The 19,402-nt window shown below is 66.8% G+C and carries 16 protein-coding genes; 13 read left to right on the top strand and 3 right to left on the bottom strand.

Going from position 1 to position 19,402, the window contains the following annotated elements; genetic code table 11:
• Positions 1–313 precede the first annotated feature (313 nt).
• Entirely contained in the window at positions 314–1,516 is a 1,203-nt protein-coding gene (locus P2F65_RS15715; RefSeq protein WP_275809781.1) for a hypothetical protein, read from the bottom strand.
• A 200-nt stretch (positions 1,517–1,716) separates the two neighbouring features.
• Between P2F65_RS15715 and P2F65_RS15710 the strand changes: the two genes are divergently transcribed.
• The 6 genes from P2F65_RS15710 (at position 1,717) to P2F65_RS15685 (ending at position 7,883) form a co-directional block, all read left to right on the top strand.
• Positions 1,717–2,952: a DegT/DnrJ/EryC1/StrS family aminotransferase gene (locus P2F65_RS15710; RefSeq protein WP_275809779.1), complete on the top strand. Its 1,236-nt coding sequence runs from the start codon at positions 1,717–1,719 to the stop codon at positions 2,950–2,952.
• Positions 2,952–4,151 (top strand): glycosyltransferase family 4 protein, encoded by a 1,200-nt coding sequence (locus P2F65_RS15705; RefSeq protein ID WP_275809777.1) that lies wholly within the window; start codon positions 2,952–2,954, stop codon positions 4,149–4,151. The genes P2F65_RS15710 and P2F65_RS15705 overlap by 1 nt, the downstream gene beginning before the upstream one ends.
• Entirely contained in the window at positions 4,148–5,071 is a 924-nt protein-coding gene (locus P2F65_RS15700; protein ID WP_275809774.1) for an NAD-dependent epimerase/dehydratase family protein, read from the top strand. Before P2F65_RS15705 ends, P2F65_RS15700 begins: the two co-directional genes overlap by 4 nt.
• Positions 5,072–5,153: 82 nt before the next feature.
• Entirely contained in the window at positions 5,154–6,173 is a 1,020-nt protein-coding gene (gmd, locus tag P2F65_RS15695; RefSeq protein WP_275809771.1) for a GDP-mannose 4,6-dehydratase, read from the top strand.
• A 7-nt stretch (positions 6,174–6,180) separates the two neighbouring features.
• Positions 6,181–6,954, top strand: a complete 774-nt coding sequence (locus P2F65_RS15690; RefSeq protein ID WP_275809768.1) for a glycosyltransferase — start codon at positions 6,181–6,183, stop codon at positions 6,952–6,954.
• Positions 6,951–7,883 carry a GDP-L-fucose synthase gene (locus P2F65_RS15685; RefSeq protein ID WP_275809765.1) on the top strand — a complete coding sequence of 311 codons (933 nt, stop codon included), beginning with the start codon at positions 6,951–6,953 and terminating at the stop codon, positions 7,881–7,883. Before P2F65_RS15690 ends, P2F65_RS15685 begins: the two co-directional genes overlap by 4 nt.
• Positions 7,884–7,935: 52 nt before the next feature.
• On the opposite strand, the gene P2F65_RS15680 is transcribed toward P2F65_RS15685, so the two are convergent.
• Together P2F65_RS15680 and P2F65_RS15675 are read right to left on the bottom strand one after the other, a co-directional pair.
• Positions 7,936–8,331, bottom strand: a complete 396-nt coding sequence (locus P2F65_RS15680) for a DUF2304 domain-containing protein (RefSeq protein ID WP_275809762.1) — start codon at positions 8,329–8,331, stop codon at positions 7,936–7,938.
• On the bottom strand, positions 8,328–9,065 hold the full coding sequence (locus P2F65_RS15675) for a glycosyltransferase family 2 protein (RefSeq protein ID WP_275809760.1): 738 nt from the start codon (positions 9,063–9,065) through the stop codon (positions 8,328–8,330). Before P2F65_RS15675 ends, P2F65_RS15680 begins: the two co-directional genes overlap by 4 nt.
• Before the next feature lie 322 nt (positions 9,066–9,387).
• Here P2F65_RS15675 and ahcY point away from each other — a divergent pair, with 322 nt between their 5' ends.
• The 7 genes from ahcY (at position 9,388) to P2F65_RS15640 (ending at position 19,243) form a co-directional block, all read left to right on the top strand.
• Entirely contained in the window at positions 9,388–10,821 is a 1,434-nt protein-coding gene (gene ahcY, locus P2F65_RS15670; protein ID WP_275809757.1) for an adenosylhomocysteinase, read from the top strand.
• A gap of 187 nt (positions 10,822–11,008) precedes the next feature.
• Positions 11,009–12,307: a glycosyltransferase 87 family protein gene (locus tag P2F65_RS15665; RefSeq protein ID WP_275809754.1), complete on the top strand. Its 1,299-nt coding sequence runs from the start codon at positions 11,009–11,011 to the stop codon at positions 12,305–12,307.
• A complete protein-coding gene (locus P2F65_RS15660; protein WP_275809750.1) occupies positions 12,304–13,539 on the top strand; it encodes a hypothetical protein in 1,236 nt (411 codons plus the stop codon). The genes P2F65_RS15665 and P2F65_RS15660 overlap by 4 nt, the downstream gene beginning before the upstream one ends.
• 128 nt (positions 13,540–13,667) lie before the next feature.
• On the top strand, positions 13,668–14,972 hold the full coding sequence (locus P2F65_RS15655; protein ID WP_275809747.1) for a hypothetical protein: 1,305 nt from the start codon (positions 13,668–13,670) through the stop codon (positions 14,970–14,972).
• Positions 14,973–15,105: 133 nt separating this feature from the next.
• Complete coding sequence (mtrA, locus tag P2F65_RS15650) at positions 15,106–15,783, top strand: MtrAB system response regulator MtrA (RefSeq protein WP_275809744.1); 678 nt, start codon at positions 15,106–15,108, stop codon at positions 15,781–15,783.
• Between the two features lie 140 nt (positions 15,784–15,923).
• Positions 15,924–17,474 carry an MtrAB system histidine kinase MtrB gene (gene mtrB, locus P2F65_RS15645; protein ID WP_275809742.1) on the top strand — a complete coding sequence of 517 codons (1,551 nt, stop codon included), beginning with the start codon at positions 15,924–15,926 and terminating at the stop codon, positions 17,472–17,474.
• Positions 17,471–19,243, top strand: coding sequence for an LpqB family beta-propeller domain-containing protein (locus P2F65_RS15640; protein WP_275809739.1), 1,773 nt, complete (start codon positions 17,471–17,473; stop codon positions 19,241–19,243). Before mtrB ends, P2F65_RS15640 begins: the two co-directional genes overlap by 4 nt.
• Positions 19,244–19,402 lie beyond the last annotated feature (159 nt).

Here is a 19,402-nt window from a genome sequence, read left to right as displayed (position 1 = left end):
TGCGGGCGGCCGGGGGATGTTCAGGTGGTCGTGCGCCTTTCCGCGACCCACTGGGGCGAGGGTGGCGGGGCGCTCGAGGACACCGTGCTGGTGGCTCAGCTGCTGGTTGCGGCAGGCAGCCATCCGGTCTTTCGACTGAGGTCTGAAGGGTCTGACTAGGCTCTGGCCGGTCGCAGCGGAACGCCCTGAAGCGAAGCAGCAGGACGCCTTCGACGCGAGGACCACATGCCTGGCGGTGTCAATGCTCGTCAGGCACCGTCGCCGAGGCTACGACCTTTGGGTTCCCCCAAAATGTGTGCGGCCTATGTGAGGTTCACCCATGTATGCGGCCGTCGCGGAACAGGATCACGGCGAGGACTGCGAGGGTCAGGCAGGGCCCTATGAAGATGCCGACGGCGAAGCCCGCGCCCAAGTGCCCCCCGGCTCTGGCGACTGGCACCATCATGGCCAGAGTGCCGAGGCTCCACGCCACCGCTGGCACCCGCGCGCGAGCGTTGCCCACGAAGAACGCGGTGAGAACGGCAGCCGCGACGGCGGCGACCGACGAGGCGGACAATGCGGCGAGCACGAAGATGCCAAGGCCGTGTGGCCGGCCCACAAGCTCACTAAGCACCGGGCCAGACAGGAGCAGCAGGGGAACCCCGAGAGCGGTCGCCCAGCCTGCCGCGGCCAGGACGTCCCCGCGGACGTCGTGGCTGCGAATGCGCTGTCGACCGGCGCCCAAGGTGCCTGCGCGCACGAGTGTTTGAGTCGCAAACCCCCCGGCGAGGACCGTGGGCACCCGAAAATAGCTGTTCGCGAGTACGAATGTGCCGACAAGGGGGGCAGGGATTGTGCCGAATGACGAAAGGAAGAGGGGCATGCCGTTGAGGCAAGCTTGGTAGCCGAAGGCAGCGCCAATGACGTAAGGGGCCTCGAGCGCGCTGTGTCGCACATCACGTGCCACTGGAGGGGGCTCATGGCCTCCGCCGAGTCCGGCACAGCCGGCCGCTAGCAACGGTGTCCCCACCGATGCCGCGAGCAGCCACGTGCCGTCTGGAGCGAGCAGGGCGGAAAGGACGAGAAGTAACCGGGCGAAGGCCTCGACCCCCAGTGTCACAGCATACCGTCCGAGGTCCCCGCGCCCGGCGAGGCTGGACCGCATATAGGACGCAGCGACCCACCCTGCCAGCCCTGACCCTGCGGCCATTGCAAACGCCGGGAACGCGGCAGTGGCAGGTGACCGGCTGGCCCAAGGGACCACTACTGCGAAGACGATGACGGCCGCGGCGATGACGGTCCACAGTGCCACGGACCCACGCTGCATTCCGCCAGCAAGCCGGCGGGTCCACACCTGCTCAAGGGGCACTGCCAAGCCGAAGCCGAAGACGGTCGTCACCGTCCATGCGACACCGAGCCCCGCGAACGGTGCCGCATCGAGCACCCGGGGTCCGGCGATGAGCATGCCAGCGACAGACAGGGCCACGAGCGCGTTGCCCAGGCCGATGGCGCTCGCACCTGTGCGCCACCTCCTCACCAGGACCCGCCCTTCCGCACTCGCCGTCTGACTCGATCGGAGTGTATTGACTCGCGCACCTTTGACGGAGCAGGTGCAGCCCTTGCGAGCCTCCCGCGTCGACACGTGGTCGTCGGTAGCATCGGCGCGTGCCACAGGGAGTTAGCGCAGACGCAGACCAGACTCAAGCGGACGCACGTAGGGCCGAGATCCGGGCATCGTTGGACGAACTCGTCTACGAGTACTTCACCCTGGTCCCCAACCTGCCGGCAGACCGCTGCCCGCTGTCCGTGCCTCTGTACGGGGGCGACGAGGTGGCGGCCGCGCTCGGGTCCCTGCTCGAGCAGAACGTGACCATGGGCAGGAAGGTTTGCGAGTTCGAGTCGGCCTTCGCCGCCTACGTCGGCAGCACGCACGCCGTCATGGTGAACAGCGGCTCATCAGCGAACCTTCTCGCACTGGCGGTGTTGTCCAACCCGTCGGTCCCCGGCGCGTTGCGCCCCGGTGACGAGGTCATCGTCCCCGCCGTGACGTGGGCGACGACCGTGTCGCCCATCCTCCAGCACGGTTGCGTACCGGTCCTCGTCGACATCAGCCCGGACACGCTGAACCTGCGGCCCGAGGACCTGCCCCATGCCCTGTCGCGGGACACCCGGGCAATCATGCCAGTGCACCTCCTCGGCAACCCGGTCGACATGGCACCCCTCATGGAGTTCGCGCGCGAGCACTCCCTGTGGGTGGTCGAGGACACCTGCGAGAGCCTCGGCAGCAGTGTCGGCGGACGTATGGTGGGTTCGATCGGCAACTTCGGGACCTACTCCTTCTACTTCTCCCACCACATCACGACGATCGAGGGCGGGATGCTCGTCACGGACGACGACGCGCTAGCCGAGTTGGCGCGTTCGATTCGGGCCCACGGCTGGACCCGCGATATGCGCTCACGCGCCGAGCTAGAGGCGGCAAACCCGTGGATCGACCCACGGTTCCTCTTCGTCAACCTCGGCTACAACCTGCGGCCGATGGAGCTGCAAGCGGACTTCGGGCTCGTCCAGCTCAGGCGGCTCGAGGAGTTCAACGCAGCCCGCCGGGACAACGCCTCCTACCTGCTGAAGCGCCTTGTCTCCCTCGAGGACGAGCTCACCTTCGTCACCGAACAGGGGGGCGGGCGCAGCACCTGGTTCGGCTTCACCGTGATGACTCGCAGTGGGGACGTACGGCGGGCGCTCAGCGCCCACCTCGAGGAGCGCGGCATCGCGACCAGGCCCATCGTGGCTGGCAACCTGGCGGTCCAGCCGGCCTTCCGGGACAACCCCCATCGCACCGTCGGCTCGCTAGCCGGGGCCACCCAAGTCGGTGAGCGAGGACTGTTCATAGGCAACCACCCCAACTTGGGACGACAACATTTGGACCACATCGTCGAGAGCTTCGAGTCGTTCTTCGGTGGGTCGGCCGGCTGATGTCGACACCGAGGGTGTTGTGGCTGCACAGCCACTTCGAGCTCCCCACGGGCGGGACCAAGTACATTCACGAGGTGACGCGGCGACTGGGGCGTGAGGTGCCCGTCACCGTCATGGTGGAGCACGCCTCGTCCCTGTGGCGCGACCGCTACCGGGAGTCCGGGACGACGTTGGTGGAGGTGGGCGGCCCCACCTCGACGAGCCTTGGCTACTGGGCCGCCTTCCCGTTCTTCCTACTGCGCGACCTGCGCGCCATCGCGAAGGAGGCGAAGCATGCCGACGTTGTGGTCACGAGCTTCTTCCCCATGCCGTGGCTTGCGGCGCGCCTGACCCGTCGAACCCGGGTCCGCCACGTGTCGCTGTGCTTCGAGCCGTTTCCCTTCTTCCACGACACCGAGGTCATCGGCCTGTACCCGCGACACCGCAGGGCCCTGCTCGCCGTCCTGGCAGCTGTGTACCAAGGGCTCGACCGGGGCGGTGTCGCCTCAGCCGAGCGCGTGATGACCCTCAACGAGAGCACAGCAGGTCAGATCGCACGCGTCTACGGCCGAGACGATGCCGTCCCGGTTTACGCGGGCGTCGACACTGAACTGTTCCGGCCGTACTCACCCGACGAGCTGGACGACCTCGTGACCCTTTTCGGTGACGGCCCGCTCGTCGTCCACTCGACCGACTACTCCCCGATCAAGCGGACCGACCTCGCCCTCGAAGCGTTCGCCGTCGCTCGCCGTGCAGTCCCGGACGCCAGGATGGTGGTGACGAGCACGCGCGAGTCCGCCTCGGAGCTGGCCGCCTTGGAGGACAGGGCGGCCAGCCTGGGCATCTCGGACGCCGTAACGTTCGCAGGCTTCCTCGCCTTCGGCGACCTGCCGCGCCTCTACTCCCTCGCGACTGTAGTCCTGCAGACGGGGACGGCCGCCGGTTCCGGGGCGACCACGATGTCGCTGCCAGTCAAGGAGGCGCTCGCCTGTGGCACGGCGGTGGTCCGCTCCGCCGCGACCCACGAAGATGTGCAGGACGGGGTCAGCGGATACCTGGTCGACCCCCGAGACGCCGAGGCCACCGGCGGCAGACTCGCCGACCTGCTAGCCGATCGCGACCGCGCCGCGGCGATGGGGATGGCGGGACGCGGCCGCATCGAGTCGGACTACACGTGGGACCGTGTGGTACAAAAGGTTCTGCGCGAGGTGTGCTCGTGACCGGCCGAGCGTTTGTGACCGGCCCTGACGGTTTCATCGGTCGACATCTCGTGAACCTGCTGGTGCGGGAGGGGTGGGAGGTCGGCGCGTGCGGCCGCCGCGCGGTAGACCGGGACGGGGTGTCGGCCTCCTGGGCCGTCGACATCGGCGACGGCGCCGGCCTCGGCGAGGCCATCGCCGGGTTCCGTCCCGACGTCGTCTTCCATCTGGCCGCGGCGGTGGACACTGTGAGCACTACTTCGGTCACCGAGCTGTTCCGCGTCAACACCATGGGAACGGTGGCGCTGCTCGAAGCGGTGCGTCTGGCCGGCAACGTCGGTCGGGTGGTGTTCGCCAGCAGCGCCTTCGCCTACGGGTACATCGACCAGGGGTCGGAGCACGTCAGGGAGGACACCCCGCTGAGGCCCCGCACGGCCTACGGCGCGTCGAAGGCTGCCGCCGAGACCATCGTGCGCCAGTGGTCCGAGCAGACCGGGACCGAGACGGTGGTGGCTCGGGGGTTTCAGGTGTCCGGTCCGGGGCACACCGGCGCGTACGCCCTTGCCGAGTGGGCGGGGATGTTGGCGTCCGGGGCCGACGAAGTGAGGGTCGGCCGGCTCGACGTGATCAGGGACTACCTCGACGTGCGCGACGCCGCAGCGGGTTACTTCGCCCTCGCGACGCATGGCGTCCCGGGGCGCACTTACAACTTGGCCAGCGGCGTGCCGACCTCCATGGGGGCGCTACTCGATGGCCTGCTCACCGCGTTCGGCAGCGAGGCGGCGGTCGTTGCGGACCCGGCCCGGATGCGAGCTGTGGACCAACCAGTCTTCGTCGCTGACGTCCGTCGCATCATGGCCGACACCGGCTGGGCCCCCCGGGTGGGCATCGACGAGATGTTGCGCGACCTCGCTGCGACGCGCAGTTCCGCAACGCCATGAACCGGGCCGTACCGGGCACTAGCATGACTCTTTCGTGGGTGGCGGCCGCCGACCAGACGAGGACCACGACGTGCGGGGAGACATGACCAAGCGAGCGCTGATCACAGGAATCACGGGTCAGGACGGGTCGTACCTGGCCGAGCTCCTGCTTGCCAAGGGCTACGAGGTCCACGGCCTGATCCGGCGGGCGTCCACCTTCAACACGCGCCGCATCGACCACCTGTACGTCGACCCGCACGAGCAGGGCGCCCGCCTCTTCCTCCACTACGGCGACATCACTGACGGGTCACGGCTCGTGACCTTGCTCAACCAGGTGGCGCCGGACGAGGTCTACCACCTTGCCGCACAATCGCACGTACGCGTGAGCTTCGACGAGCCCGAATACACCGGCGACACCACGGGGCTAGGGTCGATCCGGATCCTCGAGGCCATCCGCATGATCGGGCTCGACTGCCGCTACTACCAGGCCTCGTCCTCGGAGATGTTCGGAGCCGCGTCGCCGCCGCAGTCAGAGACCACGGCGTTCTACCCGCGCAGCCCGTACGGCGCAGCCAAGGTCTACAGCTACTGGGTCACTCGCAACTACCGCGAGGCCTACGGCATGTTCGCGGTCAACGGGATTCTCTTCAACCACGAGAGCCCGCGACGCGGCGAGACCTTCGTGACCCGCAAGATCACTCGCGCGGTGGCTCGCATCAAGGCGGGCCTCGAGACCGAGGTGTACATGGGTAACCTCGACGCAGTGCGCGACTGGGGTTATGCGCCCGAGTACGTTGAGGCGATGTGGCTGACGCTGCAGCACGACAGCCCGGCCGACTACGTCGTGGCCACCGGTGACGCGTACTCCGTGCGGGACTTCGTCCGCTTCTCCTTCGAGCACGCCGGCCTCGACTGGGAGGAGCACGTGCGCTTCGACGAGCGGTACCTGAGACCCACCGAGGTGGACTCGCTGATCGGCGACTCCACCCGTGCGCGGCAGGCCCTCGGGTGGGAGCCGAAGGTGCGTACGCCCGAATTGGCGCGGATCATGGTCGACGCCGACATGGCCGCCCTCGAGACCGAGGGCACCACTTGGGTCCACCGGGCGTGGGTCCGTGGCTAAGGGGTCGGTGCTCGCCATCGTCCCCACCTTGGGAGAGCGCACCAACACCCTGGGGTCTGCTCTGGAATCCCTTCTTCAGCAGGACGGACCGGTGTGCCGCGTCGTCGTCGTGGCGCCTCCGACTGCCACGGAGGCGCGCGCCATCGCTGCCGACGCCGGGGCGGAGGTCGTGGACGACCCGCGTCGCGGGCTGTCAGCCGCAATGAACGCCGGTCTAGCCGCGCGGCGGGGGGAGGACTACCTCGCGTGGATTGGCGACGACGACGTCATGCGCGACGGCGGGCTGCAGACCTTGGCGGACATGCTCGACAGAGACCCCGCTGCGGTCGTCGCCTTCGGTGCATGTGAGTACATGAACGCCGACGACGAGGTCTTCGCGGTGAGCCGTGCCGGGGCCCTCGCGACCCGCATCCTGCGCTGGGGACCCGACCTCATTCCGCAGCCCGCCTCGCTCACACGGCTCGACGCGATGGAGACCGTCGGCCCCTACGACGAGTCACTTCGATTCGTCATGGACCTCGACATGTTCCTGCGCCTGCGGGCGCTGGGCCGCTTTCTCAGCACCGGTCGTACAGTTGCCTGCTACCGCTGGCACCCCGACGCGTTGACGGTGGCCAACCGGGGGCTGTCAATCACCGAAGCCGAGATGGTGAAGCGTCGCCATCTGCCCAGGTGGGCCCGTCCGGTTGCGCCGTTGTGGGAGCTCCCGGTGCGGGCCGCCATTTCGGTGGTGTCCGTCCGGCTGTCCACGCGTGCCCGGCGACCGGAGCCCGTGCGGTGACCCTCGACCGCGACGCCACGTTCTATGTGGCCGGCCACCGTGGTTTGGCCGGCGGCGCGGTGTGGCGCCACTTGCAGCAGGAGGGCTTCTCCCGGCTCGTCGGGCGCACTTCGGGTGAGCTGGACCTTCGCGAGCGGGCGCCGGTGCGCGAGTTCTTCGAGGACCACCGGCCCCGGTACGTCGTCATGGCTGCCGCGCGCGTTGGAGGGATCGGTGCCAACTCGACCTTTCCTGTCGACTTCCTCTCGGACAACGTGCGAATGCAGGTCAATGTCCTCGACGCCGCCCATGACGTGGGTGTCGAGCGGCTGCTCTTCCTCGGCTCGTCATGCATCTACCCCAAGCTCGCGCCCCAGCCCATCGAGGAGTCCTCGCTGCTCACGGGTCCGCTCGAGCCGACGAACGACGCGTACGCCATCGCCAAGATCGCTGGTGTGATGCACGTCCAGGCCATGCGGCGCCAGTATGGGCATCGCTGGATCAGTGCGATGCCGACGAACCTCTACGGGCCAGGAGACAACTACGACGAGGGCTCGTCACACGTACTGGCCGCGCTTATCCGCCGCTTTGACCAGGCGGTGCGCGAGGGCGCCACCACGGTGACCAACTGGGGGAGCGGCCGGCCGCGCCGCGAGTTCCTTCATGTGGACGACCTCGCCTCTGCGGTGCTCCGGCTGCTCGAGGCCTACGACGACCCGATGCCCGTCAACATCGGGACCGGAGTAGACCTAACGGTCGCCGAACTGGCCCACCTGGTCGCCACGGAGGTCGGGTACGAGGGCGCTATCGAGTGGGACACCAGCAAACCCGACGGGACGCCGCGCAAGCTGCTCGACGTCAGCCGGATCCACGCGCTCGGCTGGGGGCACCGGGTCGAGCTGCGGGAGGGCCTACACGACGCGTACCGCTGGTATCTGGAGAACGGTTAGCGCCGCGGTCCGCGGAATCAGGTGGTGCGCTGGGTAAACCGTGGGCGAGGCCTCAAGGGCCGTCCGCCCACACGACGTCGAGGCTCGCCGCAGGGTGACCCTCGGCGGCGCGGCCGTCGGCCTCGGCACGCATGAGTGCCACCTCCTCGGCCAAGATCCGGGTGCGCTCTCGCAACCGGCCGGTCTCTGAGCTCAGCTGCATGATCATGACGAGCATGACCAGCATGCCTAGGAAGAGCAGCAGGTTGAGGGGGACTACGACGCCCAGGGCATTGGCCACACGCCCGAGCAGGTCGGGAAAGAGCGCGAGAATCGCGGCGCCTGCACCCAGCACTACCCACACCACGGCATACCGGCCACGCAAGTAGCGCCGTCGCACCATCTCGACCACGACCGCGACGATGAGCACACCGCCGGCCACGCCGAGCCAGTAGGCGTCGTTCGTCATGATGTGGCCTTCTCGGGTGCGAGCGACCAGTCCCGCACCAGGCCCAGCGCCACCACGACACAAGCACGGGCGAGGTCGAGGCTGGCGCCGACCGGGCCACGGCTCGGTCGGCCCGCGGTCCGGTGGTGCATGGCGACCGGAACCTGCGACACGGCCAAACCGCACTTGCGCGCGATCACCAAGGTCTCCACGGTGTCGCCGAGGTACTCAGTGGGGTAGTGGTGTGCGAACACCCGGATGCCCCGGCGACCCGTCGCGCGGAAACCTGACGTGGTGTCGGCGAGATGGGTGCCCGTGAGTGCTGACATGACCGTCGACAGTGTTGACATGGCTACGCGGCGGGCACCGCTAACGCGGTAGTCCCCGGTGCCGGCGAAGCGGGCACCGATTACGACGTCCGATCGATCCAGCTTTGCGATCAGGAGCGGAATGTATGCCGGGTCGTGCTGGCCATCGCCGTCGACCTGGACGACGGCGTCGTACCCGTGGCGGGCCGCGTGCCGGAACCCGGTCCGCATCGCGCCGCCGACGCCGAGGTTGAACGGAAGGCGCGCCACGGTCGCCCCAGCAGCCCGAGCGACCTCCGAGGTCGCGTCGGTCGACCCGTCGTCAACCACGAGAATGTCTGCGTCGGGTACGCGGTCGCGGACCCCCAGCACGACGTCCGCAATGCTCGCGCCCTCGTTGTACGCGGGTATCACAACGAGCACGCGAAGGCGAATGCTCGAGGACATGCCATTACGGTGACAGCACCGGTCTCCCGTGACGAGGGATCGGTGCCGGATATGTCTGAACGGAGGATGCCACCCAACCCCTTCGGTTCCCGTCCCCTCGTCGCCGGCCGGGCGGCAGTTCGGGGAGTCCGCCCCGGCGGAATGGGCGAGGAGGACTCCGCACACCCGGACTGCGCGACGGGCCTTGTCTTATCGGTTGGGGTAGCCGGGCCCTCCCCCGCTAGACTGGAATAGTGCCGGCGTGGGTGATAACCCGCTCAGCGCGCCCAGAGGGGCTACGCCGGGTCGCACACCGAACGAGTCAACCCACAGGAGTTCTTCCATGTCCTTTGACTACAAGGTGGCCGACCTGAGCCTCGCCGAGGCCGGCCGTCACCAGATCCGCCTGGCCGAGCACGAGATGCCCGGCCTGATGTCCCTGCGCGAGGAGTTCGGCGAGAGCCAGCCCCTCAAGGGCGCCAAGATCGCCGGTTCGCTGCACATGACCGTGCAGACCGCCGTGCTCATCGAGACCCTCACCGCCCTCGGCGCCGAGGTCCGCTGGGCCTCCTGCAACATCTACTCGACCCAGGACGAGGCCGCCGCCGCGGTCGTCGTCGGCAAGGGCACCACCGAGGCGCCGGCCGGCGTCCCCGTCTTTGCCTGGAAGGGCGAGACCCTCGAGGAGTACTGGGACTGCACCGAGCAGATTCTCACCTGGCCGAACGGTGACGGCCCGAACATGATCCTCGACGACGGCGGCGACGCCACGATGCTGGTCCACAAGGGCCGCGAGTGGGAGGCCGCCGGCCAGGTGCCGCCCACCACCGAAGAGGACTCCGAGGAGTTCGCCATCTTCAAGGCCCTGGTCCGCAAGACCATCGAGGCCGATGCCACCAAGTGGACCAAGGTCTCCGAGGGCATCAAGGGCGTCACGGAGGAGACCACCACCGGGGTACACCGCCTCTACCAGCTGGCCGAGGCCGGCAACCTGCTCTTCCCGGCTATCAACGTCAACGACTCGGTCACCAAGTCCAAGTTCGACAACAAGTACGGCTGCCGCCACTCGCTCATCGACGGCCTGAACCGCGCCACCGACGTCCTCATCGGCGGCAAGGTGGCTGTCGTCTGCGGCTACGGCGACGTCGGCAAGGGATGTGCCCAGTCGCTCGCCGGTCAGGGCGCCCGCGTCATCGTCACCGAGGTCGACCCCATCTGCGCCCTGCAGGCCGCGATGGAGGGCTTCCAGGTCGCCCGCCTCGAGGACGTCGTCGACACCGCCGACATCTTCATCACCACCACCGGCTGCTACGACGTCATCACCGCCGAGCACATGCAGCAGATGAAGAACAAGGCGATCGTCGCCAACATCGGTCACTTCGACAACGAGATCGACATGGCCGGTCTCGCCAAGGTGCCCGGTGTGCAGAAGACCGAGATCAAGCCGCAGGTCCACGAGTGGACCTTCGCTAGCGGCTCCTCGATCATCGTGCTCTCCGAGGGGCGCCTGATGAACCTCGGCAACGCGACCGGCCACCCCTCGTTCGTCATGTCGAACTCCTTCTCGAACCAGACGATCGCCCAGATCGAGCTCTGGACGAAGCCGGGGGAGTATGAGAACAAGGTTTACGTGCTGCCCAAGCACCTCGACGAGAAGGTCGCCCGTCTCCACCTCGATGCGCTCGGCGCCAAGCTCACCGAGCTGACCAAGGGCCAGGCGGAGTACCTTGGGGTCGACGTGGCAGGCCCGTACAAGCCGGAGCACTACCGCTACTGAGGCTGGTCTCAGGCGCTTGCACCGCAGGGGTATGCCGCCCGCTCACGGTTTGAGTGGGCGGCGTACGTTTGTCCCACATGGCCCGAACGGGTAATTTTGGACTGATCCTCGTTCCGAGGGCCGCGTACCAACTTATGGTCTTCCGGTGACCTCGTCCCGCAGCTCTACATCGTCCAGAGCCGAGTCCATGCCGACCCAGCAGGCAGGCACGTGGTCGGGCGCGGTGTCCCCGCGCGGAGGTCGGCAGGTGTCTGTCCGGTACCTGGGGGCGACGGCGACGGCGTTGGGGGCGTCCTGGATCGGCTGGCGTTATGGCCGCAACGGTGGCTGGTTTGATCTGGACGTCTACATCCGCGGCGCTCAAGCGCTCGTTCGTGGGGAAGACCTGTACAACGTGTCTGTCCACGGTCTTCCCTTCACTTACCCGCCCTTCGCCGCGCTGCTCTTTGTGCCCGTTGGATCGTTAAGCCCTTGGCTACTCGAGGCGATCTTCACAGCTGGTTCTCTGGCCAGCTATGCCTTCGTGTTGGCGCTGCTGGGGACGCGGCTGGGGCTCAGGAGTCTGGATGTAGCGCTTGTGGGTCTGGTGGGCCTCGCCCTGGAACCGATTCGCTTCAACATCACCCTTGGCCAGATCAACCTGTACCTGATGTTCCTGGTGGTCCTTGACTCTCTGCTCGTCCCAAAAAGGCACCGTGGCTGGCTTGTGGGCCTCGCCGCAGGCATAAAGCTGGTCCCGGGCGTGTTCCTGCTTTTCTTCCTGGTGAAGAGAGATTGGGCATCTGCTATACGTTTCGGTGGAGCGTTTCTCGGAACGGTTATCGCAGGTTTCATCGTTGCACCCCGCGCCAGCCTCGACTATTGGCTAGGAGCGTTCGTAAATCTCAACCGCTGGGGCGAGGGCACGGTGGCTGGAGTATGGAACCAGTCACTGAACGGCGTCTGGACCAGGCATGTTGGCAGCGGTTGGGGTGGAGGTCTTGCAGCTCTCATGCTGCTGGGTTGCATCGGCTTGGGCCTGAGCGTGGCGCTTGCATTGCGAGCAAGTCGATTGGGCGATGATGTTGGCGCAACGCTGGCGCTGGCACTAGGGGGACTACTGGCATCGCCGATATCCTGGACGCACCATTGGGTGTGGATCTGCCCTGTCCTGCTGTTCCTCAAGGCGAACCGCCTCTACGGCTCCCTAATTGTCGGCGCAGCAGTCTTCTGGTTCGGACCCTTCAAACTCGCTGACTCAGAGGCTACAGATCTCAACCTGATGCAACAGTTGGCGGCCGCAACGTACGTCGTGTTCGGCGTCTGTTTACTTCTCCGTTTGCTGGTGCCCCACTCGGATCCGAGTGAAGGCGCAGGGGGTGTGCATATTCGACGCCAAATTCTGTGGGTGAGACGTTCTGCAGCGGCGAGATTGCGAAGGTTGATCCCCGGGAGGAGTCGTTTCATGCGTCCCGCGGTGACGAGTGACCAAGGACCTCTTCAGTGACAACCCTCATGCCTTCCGGGAGTCGTACGCCCTTGGTCGAGCGCCTTGCGTGGCTTCAGGGGCCAATCGCCTTCCCGCTGATCGTGTTCGTGACCGCCCGATTGATCAACGTGTTCATGATTGTTACCGCCTCGAAGGGGCAAATCGCGCTCGATTCCTCAACCATGAGAGGTGTCTTCGTCTTCGAAGCCAAGCCTGCGGATCCCGGCTATTGGGGAGTGATCACGAATTGGGACGGCCAGTGGTATCAGGCGATCGCCTCGGATGGCTATAAGCGACCTTTAGCGGGGGATCCCGAACTCCGCACAAAGGCGTGGGCCTGGGCGTTTCCGCCTTTCTATCCACTGCTGGTCGGGTTCGTGATGTCCGGAACTGGCTTGGCCTTCGGCCCTGCGGCCTCGGTCGTTAGCCTCACTGCAGGAGCTCTAGGTCACGTGGTGCTGTATCGATACCTCAGCGAGACCGGAGGGCGCTACATAGCGAGGGCCGGAGTTGTCACGACCTCTGCGTTCATTAGTGCACCCCTGTTTCAAGCCGCCTACAGCGAGGGATTGGCCTTTCTGCTGCTAATCGCGGCGCTCCTGATGATTCGGAGGCGCGCGTACTGGTGGTGTCTGCTCCCAGTCACAGCCCTGTCCTTCACCAGGTTAATCACCCCAGTGCTGGCGGTCGTCTTGGTCGTGCACTTGCTTTCCCGTGCCCGGGCTGAGGGGTGGTCGTCCATTCCGGTGCGGGCCGCATTCGGCTCAGCTGTTCTTGGCGTATGGTCAGTCGCCGGAGCGCTCGCGTGGCCAGCGCTGGCCTCGAATCTCATGGGCTCTGCCGCCCGATTCAATCGGGCGAGTGGGACTCTAAAGGGACTCACGTTCAGTTGGTTCACTCAAATCGACGATGTGTTCGGTGCCGCGGCACTATCCGTGGTTCCCTTACTGTTGCTTCTTCTGGGCGCGTCAGCACTTGATCGTCGTTTCTCAGGATGGGGCCTGGAGATGCGCACCTGGTCCGTGGCCTACCCTTTATACATCTTCTTGCTGACGCCGATGGGGTCAGGCATCATTCGTTACGCGCTCCTCGCCCCCAGTTTGGGTCTGCTGCTGGTCAATTCTGCCGCCGCCCGCCAGAAGCGCCTCGTCGCGATCGCTGGCGGTGTGTGCTTGGGGTTGCTCTGTCAGTGGTGGTTCATCAAGAATGCCCTCGTGATCAGCTCGGTAACACCTCTCATGGTCGTCTAGTGCCTCAAGTAGGAAGATCCTCCGCGTCACATGCCAGCCAATCGCCTGATATCTCGCCCCTGGACCGGGAGCGTCGCGTCACGGGCTCAACGGCGACTTGGGTCCTGATTCCCGGAGCAATCGCTCCCGTGCTCGCGATCGTTGCCTTCTTCGGCGTTATCGGGGCGGATCTTTATTGGGCCGTCGCCATGGGGCGGTACATCTCTAAGAGGCGCTCGATCCCGGAAGGGATTCCGTTCGCCGTAGCGGACAGCAGTGAGTGGAACAATGTCCCAGTTCTTGCCGAGCTCGTGCTTGCTCTTGTTGCGTCAGTCGGCCCTCAGGGGCTTATAGCCATGAACCTTGTGCTTGTAGGCTCTTCGCTCGCGCTGTTGGCCTGGTCCGCTGCCCGTGAGTCCGTGGGGCCGGTAGCTCTCAGTGGCGCAGTGGCTCTGGCCGGGCTTGGAGCCCTCGCCACTGTAGGCGTCATCCGCCTTCAGGCTCTTTCACTGCTTCCCTTCGTCATCATGCTCGTCCTACTACGCTCGGAACATGCCAATCCGTCACCCCGGGTGTGGTGGCTCGTCCCTTTGTGTTCCCTGTGGTCCAATCTCCATGGAGCAATCCTTCTGGGTGTCGGGGTAATCGGCGCCTACCTCTTGTTCTCGAGGGTATGGCGGCAACCCAAACTGGCGGTGACGATTGGGCTGGCTGTAATGGCGGCCCTGTGGCTGACGCCGGCCGGGCCGGGGACGGGGGAGTACTACGTCGAGGCCTTGACCAATGCTGCGGCCGCACGGGACTCGGGGCTTTGGGCCCGCCCTGATCTCGGCACGCCACTTGACCTCATGATGGTCCTGGCCGCGAGTGCTCTTCTACTCGCGAGCCTTCGACGCCGTCGGCCGCTTTGGGAGTACATAGTCCTTGTGTGTCTGGTGGCGGCAACCGCAGAAGCGACGCGCCACGGCGTCTGGCTTCTCCTGTTCCTCGTGACACCTGCGGCCTTGGGCTTTTCGCGACGTTCAGCGCTCGGATCCTTTGTGTGGAGCCGCGCAGTCACTCTGACCTGCACTCTGATGGCGCTATGTCTGGCGGTGGTGGGTCTTTCACGCGGGTCCGCCGCTGCGCCTGATCCTGCGAAAGCCTTGCTGCCAGTGGTGCGTCAGCTATCCGATGTCAACACGGTGGTGCTCGCTGACGAACCCTTAGCAGAGTCCCTTGCTGCTGCCGGTGTGAGAGTCTGGATGAGTAACCCCATTGATGCGTTCTCCCTCAGAGACCAAGATGCCTTCCTTGACTTCCTGGAGGGTCGAGCCGGGAGTGATGAGGCCCGCAGCGCTGCGGACGTTGTCCTGGTGGAGTCGGGAACTGCCGCTGCGAAAGCCACTGAGGCGGACGAGCGCTTTTTGCTGAACCGCATGGTGTCGGGGTGGTTGGTCTACGTGCGCCGGTAGCCGCTGGCACGGGCAGGCGCCGCGAAGGTCCGCCCATCGCTGGCGTGTAGCGCCCAACATGCGCGGAGGTATGCACTCCCTATGTGATGATTCATGATGAGATCTTGACCAACCGCGGGGAAGGACTGACCTGGTGAAGGGCCGCGTTCTGATCGTCGACGACGACCTCGCGCTTGCCGAGATGCTCGGCATCGTCCTGCGCAACGAGGGTCTCGAGGTGTTCCACGTCGCCGACGGCTCCGCCGCGGTGGGCGCCTTCCGTGAGAGCAAGCCCGACCTCGTGCTCCTCGACGTCATGCTGCCCGGGCTGGACGGCATGGAGGTCTGCCGCCGGATCCGGGCCGAGTCCGGAGTTCCGATCGTGATGCTCACAGCTCGCACCGACACCGTCGATGTCGTGGTCGGCCTGGAGTCGGGCGCGGACGACTACGTCGTCAAGCCGTTCAAACCGCAGGAGCTCATCGCCCGGATCCGTGCCCGGTTGCGTCGCGGCGACGAGCCGGAGCCAGAGCGCCTCGAGATCGGCGACCTCGTCATTGACGTCGCCGGGCACTCCGTGAAGCGCGATGGTCGGGCGCTCTCCCTGACTCCTTTGGAGTTCGACCTACTGGTGGCGCTTGCCCGCAAGCCTTGGCAGGTCTTCACGCGCGAGGTCCTGCTGGAGCAGGTGTGGGGCTACCGCCACGCCGGTGACACCCGTCTGGTCAACGTCCACGTGCAGCGGCTCCGGTCCAAGATCGAGCACGACCCCGAGAAGCCGGAAATCGTCGTGACCGTGCGTGGCGTGGGCTACAAGGCAGGGCCGAGCTAGCCATGTCCGGGTTGGCCAGGCCTCACCCGGGGCCGACCTCGGCCCTGAGGGATCGGTGGTCAGGATTCAGCGGGGTCACAGGCCGTGTCGTGGCAGGTGCCCGGAGAGTCGCCGTTCGCGCGCTGCGGACTCTGCGGCACATGTGGCGCTCCTCGTTGCAGTTCCGGGTCGTCACCACGACCATGCTGCTCGGCCTGCTCGTCATCATGTTGCTCGGCTCCTACCTCTACCAGTCGATCTCCAACGGTCTCGAGGAGGACCGCATCTCGATCGCCACGTTGGAGGCCTCGGGGCTGGCGACGGAGGCGCAGCAGGCGTTCGACGCGACGGACAGAACGGAGACCGCGGCGGATCTGGGTCTGTTCGCGCGCGACCTCGTGCAGCAGAGACTGGCGTCGCCCGGTGCCGATGCGAGTCGCCAGGTGGTGTTCACGCGTTCGCTCGACAACGACAGCCCTACCTTCGTGGCGACGGTGTGCTCCGACGAGGCGTGCCTCCCCAGCATCCCCAGCGATCTTCGCGCCGCGGTCAGCGACAACCCCCGGCGGCAGCAGTACAAGCTGACGAGCATCACGGACGAGTCGGGTGACACGGTGCCTGCCGTTCTCGTTGGCTCGCAGATCGAGCTGCCGGTGGCCGGCGCCTACGACCTCTACTTCATCTTTCCCATGCAGCGAGAGGAGCAGACCCTCGAGATCATCACCAACACGTTCGCGTTCGGAGGGGTGGTCCTCGTCCTGCTCGTCGGCGCGGTCGCCTTCGTCGTCACCCGGCAGGTGGTCATCCCCGTGCGACGAGCAGCGGTCGTGGCGGAGCGCCTCTCCTCGGGGAAACTGAACGAGCGGATGCGGGCGCGTGGCGAAGACGACCTCGCCATGCTGGGCAAGTCGTTCAACGGCATGGCCGACAGTCTCCAGTCGCAGATCCGCCAGCTCGAGGGCCTGTCACGGGTGCAACAGCGCTTCGTGTCGGATGTCTCCCACGAGCTGCGCACTCCGCTGACGACCATCCGCATGGCCGCCGACCTGCTCCACGACTCCAGACAGGACTTCGACCCCGTCACGGCTCGGTCGGCTGAGCTGCTCCACAACGAGCTGGACCGGTTCGAGGAACTGCTGGCCGACCTTTTGGAGATCAGCCGCTTCGATGCCGGTGCCGCCGCGCTGGACGCTGAGCCTACCGACCTGCGGGACCCGGTCGCTCGGGCCGTCGAGGCGGCACAGCCGATTGCCACGCGGCGAGGCAGCCCGGTCACCGTCCGAGCAAAAGGTGACTGCGTGGCAGAGATGGACTCACGTCGGGTCGAGCGGATCCTCCGCAACCTGGTGGTCAACGCTGTCGAGCACGGCGAGGGCCGGCCCGTTGAGATCACACTTGCGGGGAATGAGTCGGCTGTCGCCGTCACCGTACGGGACCACGGTGTGGGCCTTCGCCCGGGGGAGTCCGCCCTCGTCTTCAACCGCTTCTGGCGCGCCGATCCTGCTCGGGCGCGGACCACGGGAGGGACCGGGCTCGGCCTGGCCATCTCCCTCGAGGACGCGCGTCTCCATGACGGGTGGCTGCAGGCTTGGGGAGAGCCCGGCGACGGTTCGTGTTTCCGCCTGACCCTGCCTCGGCGCTCGGGGGCTCCCATCGACGAGGCCCCCTTGCCCCTCGAGCCACTGCCCGCGGCGACAAAGGGCCAGCCGTGAAGCCGCGTCGCCTGATGTCCGTCGTGTGCGCGAGCCTGCTGGTGAGTGGTTGCGGTGGCATCTCCAACGACTCCGCGGTGCGGCCTGGGTTGGAGGTCGGTGCGGCAGCAGCAGACCCGGTGAAGGTCCTGTTTCCCGGTCCGGCAGACGGGTCGGCGCCCGAGCAGATCGTCCAGGGCTTCTTGCGGGCGGGGGCCGCGAGTGACCAGGAGTTCCAGGTCGCCCGTTCGTTCATGGCGCTGTCGTCAGACGCGACCTGGCGGCCGGACTCCTCGATCATGATCTTCACCGACGAGTCAGCGGTCTCGGTCAGGGCGCTGAGGGAGAACACCGTTCGGGCGACGGCGAAGGTGACCGCCAGCATCGACGCCAACGGCCGCTACCGCGATCTGCCGGCAGGCACGACCGTGGAGGCCGACTTCACCCTTCAGCGAGCGGCGGGGGAGTGGCGCATCAGCACGGTTCCGGAGGTTTTTGGGCTGTGGCTGAGTGCATCGGACGTCGACCGACTCTACAAACCCTTCCGCATCCACTACATCTCGTCGTTCGAGCGGCGGATGGTTCCCGACGTCCGTTGGTTCTCTGTCGGCAAGGGGTTGGCGACGCGCCTTGCCCGGGCGCAGCTGAGCCCTCCGCCGGCCTACCTGCTGGGGGCAGCCAGGAGCGACGTCCCGGTGGGGACTCGTCTGACTGTCGACGCGGTGCCCGTGGAAGGCGGCGTGGCCACGGTCGACCTCACCGCGACCAAGCCGGGAGGGGATCCCGTGCGGCGGCAGAACCTGTGGGCGCAGTTCGTGGCAACCCTCACCCAGATCCCGGAGGTCAACCGGGTGGCGCTCAGGGTCGAGGGCTCCACTCTCGACCTGCCCGGAGTGGAGCAGGCGCCCGCGAGCCTTGGAGACCTGGGATTCCCCTCGGCCCCGGCATCGGCCGCCGCCAGTCCAGTCCTCCGGACGGGCGGACAGCTGTTCACCGTCGACCCGGCGCGGCTGGGTGACGAGCGTGACTCCGAGCCGTCCCTGCGCCCAACCGGCACGCCGAGCATCCCCACCGGTTGGGTCTGGCTGGCGGTTTCGCGATCCGGCGATGAGATCGCCGCCGTGGGCGGCAACCGCGCCGAGCTTGCCCGTTGGCGCGGTGGCAGGCAGATTGGCGTGCCGTCATTCGGCACGCGCTTGACGAGGCCTGCCTTCGACGGGCAGAACATCCTGTGGGTGGCAGGCAAGGCAGGTGGCCGCGCGCAGGTATGGGCGGTGAACCCTGCCGCGGATCCCTCGGACGCAGAACGGAGCCGACCGTTGAGCGTCGACGCGGGCTGGCTGGAGGGGCGTACCGTCGTCGCCTTGAGGGTCGCACCCGACGGGCAGCGCGTAGCCATCGCCTCCACCGCCGAGTCAGGGCAGGACCCGCGCGTCGACGTGGCGGGCGTCGTGCGCGCGTCCAACGGCATGCCCGAGCGCCTGGCAGAACCGGTCGAGGTCGGCCCTGCCCTCACCCTTGTCCGAGATCTCGTGTGGGTCGACCAGACCCGCGTGGCCGTCCTGGGCCGCATCAACAGCACCTCCCCGGTGCGGGTGTGGATCGCCGAGGTCGGCGGTCGGATGGTCGCCGCGGAGGTCTCGGATGTGCCTGAGGCGCAGGCGATCACCACCATCAATGGCGAGCGCGGGCTGGTCGTGACAACAGATCGGGGCCAGGTCCTGCTCCGAGCAGGCAGCAGTTGGCTCGACGTCGCCAAGGGCACGGATTTCGCCGTACCTGCCACGTGAGCTGCAGGTTGGGCGCTCATCCGTTCGGCTGAGGGGAACGTCGACCAACGGCCACCGACAGAGAAACCCAACAGTCGATGTGTAGGGCTCCGTGCCCAAGGCATCGTCTACTTCGGCGCAGTACCGCAGTGGTCTGAGCCGCAACCGAAGCCTCGAAAG

It is taken from the genome of Knoellia sp. p5-6-4 (assembly GCF_029222705.1).
Classification (GTDB): domain Bacteria; phylum Actinomycetota; class Actinomycetes; order Actinomycetales; family Dermatophilaceae; genus Pedococcus_A.
This window is presented reverse-complemented; position numbering and strand designations above follow the sequence as displayed.

What these genes read in the sequence shown, in the direction of transcription:
- P2F65_RS15705 (WP_275809777.1), top strand. Translation starts at nt 2,952, where the DNA reads ATGTCGACACCGAGGGTGTTGTGGCTGCACAGCCACTTCGAGCTCCCC.
- gmd (WP_275809771.1), top strand. Translation starts at nt 5,154, where the DNA reads ATGACCAAGCGAGCGCTGATCACAGGAATCACGGGTCAGGACGGGTCG.
- ahcY (WP_275809757.1), top strand. Translation starts at nt 9,388, where the DNA reads ATGTCCTTTGACTACAAGGTGGCCGACCTGAGCCTCGCCGAGGCCGGC.
- P2F65_RS15665 (WP_275809754.1), top strand. Translation starts at nt 11,009, where the DNA reads ATGCCGACCCAGCAGGCAGGCACGTGGTCGGGCGCGGTGTCCCCGCGC.
- P2F65_RS15680 (WP_275809762.1), bottom strand. Translation starts at nt 8,331, where the DNA reads ATGACGAACGACGCCTACTGGCTCGGCGTGGCCGGCGGTGTGCTCATC.
- P2F65_RS15675 (WP_275809760.1), bottom strand. Translation starts at nt 9,065, where the DNA reads ATGTCCTCGAGCATTCGCCTTCGCGTGCTCGTTGTGATACCCGCGTAC.
- mtrB (WP_275809742.1), top strand. Translation starts at nt 15,924, where the DNA reads ATGTGGCGCTCCTCGTTGCAGTTCCGGGTCGTCACCACGACCATGCTG.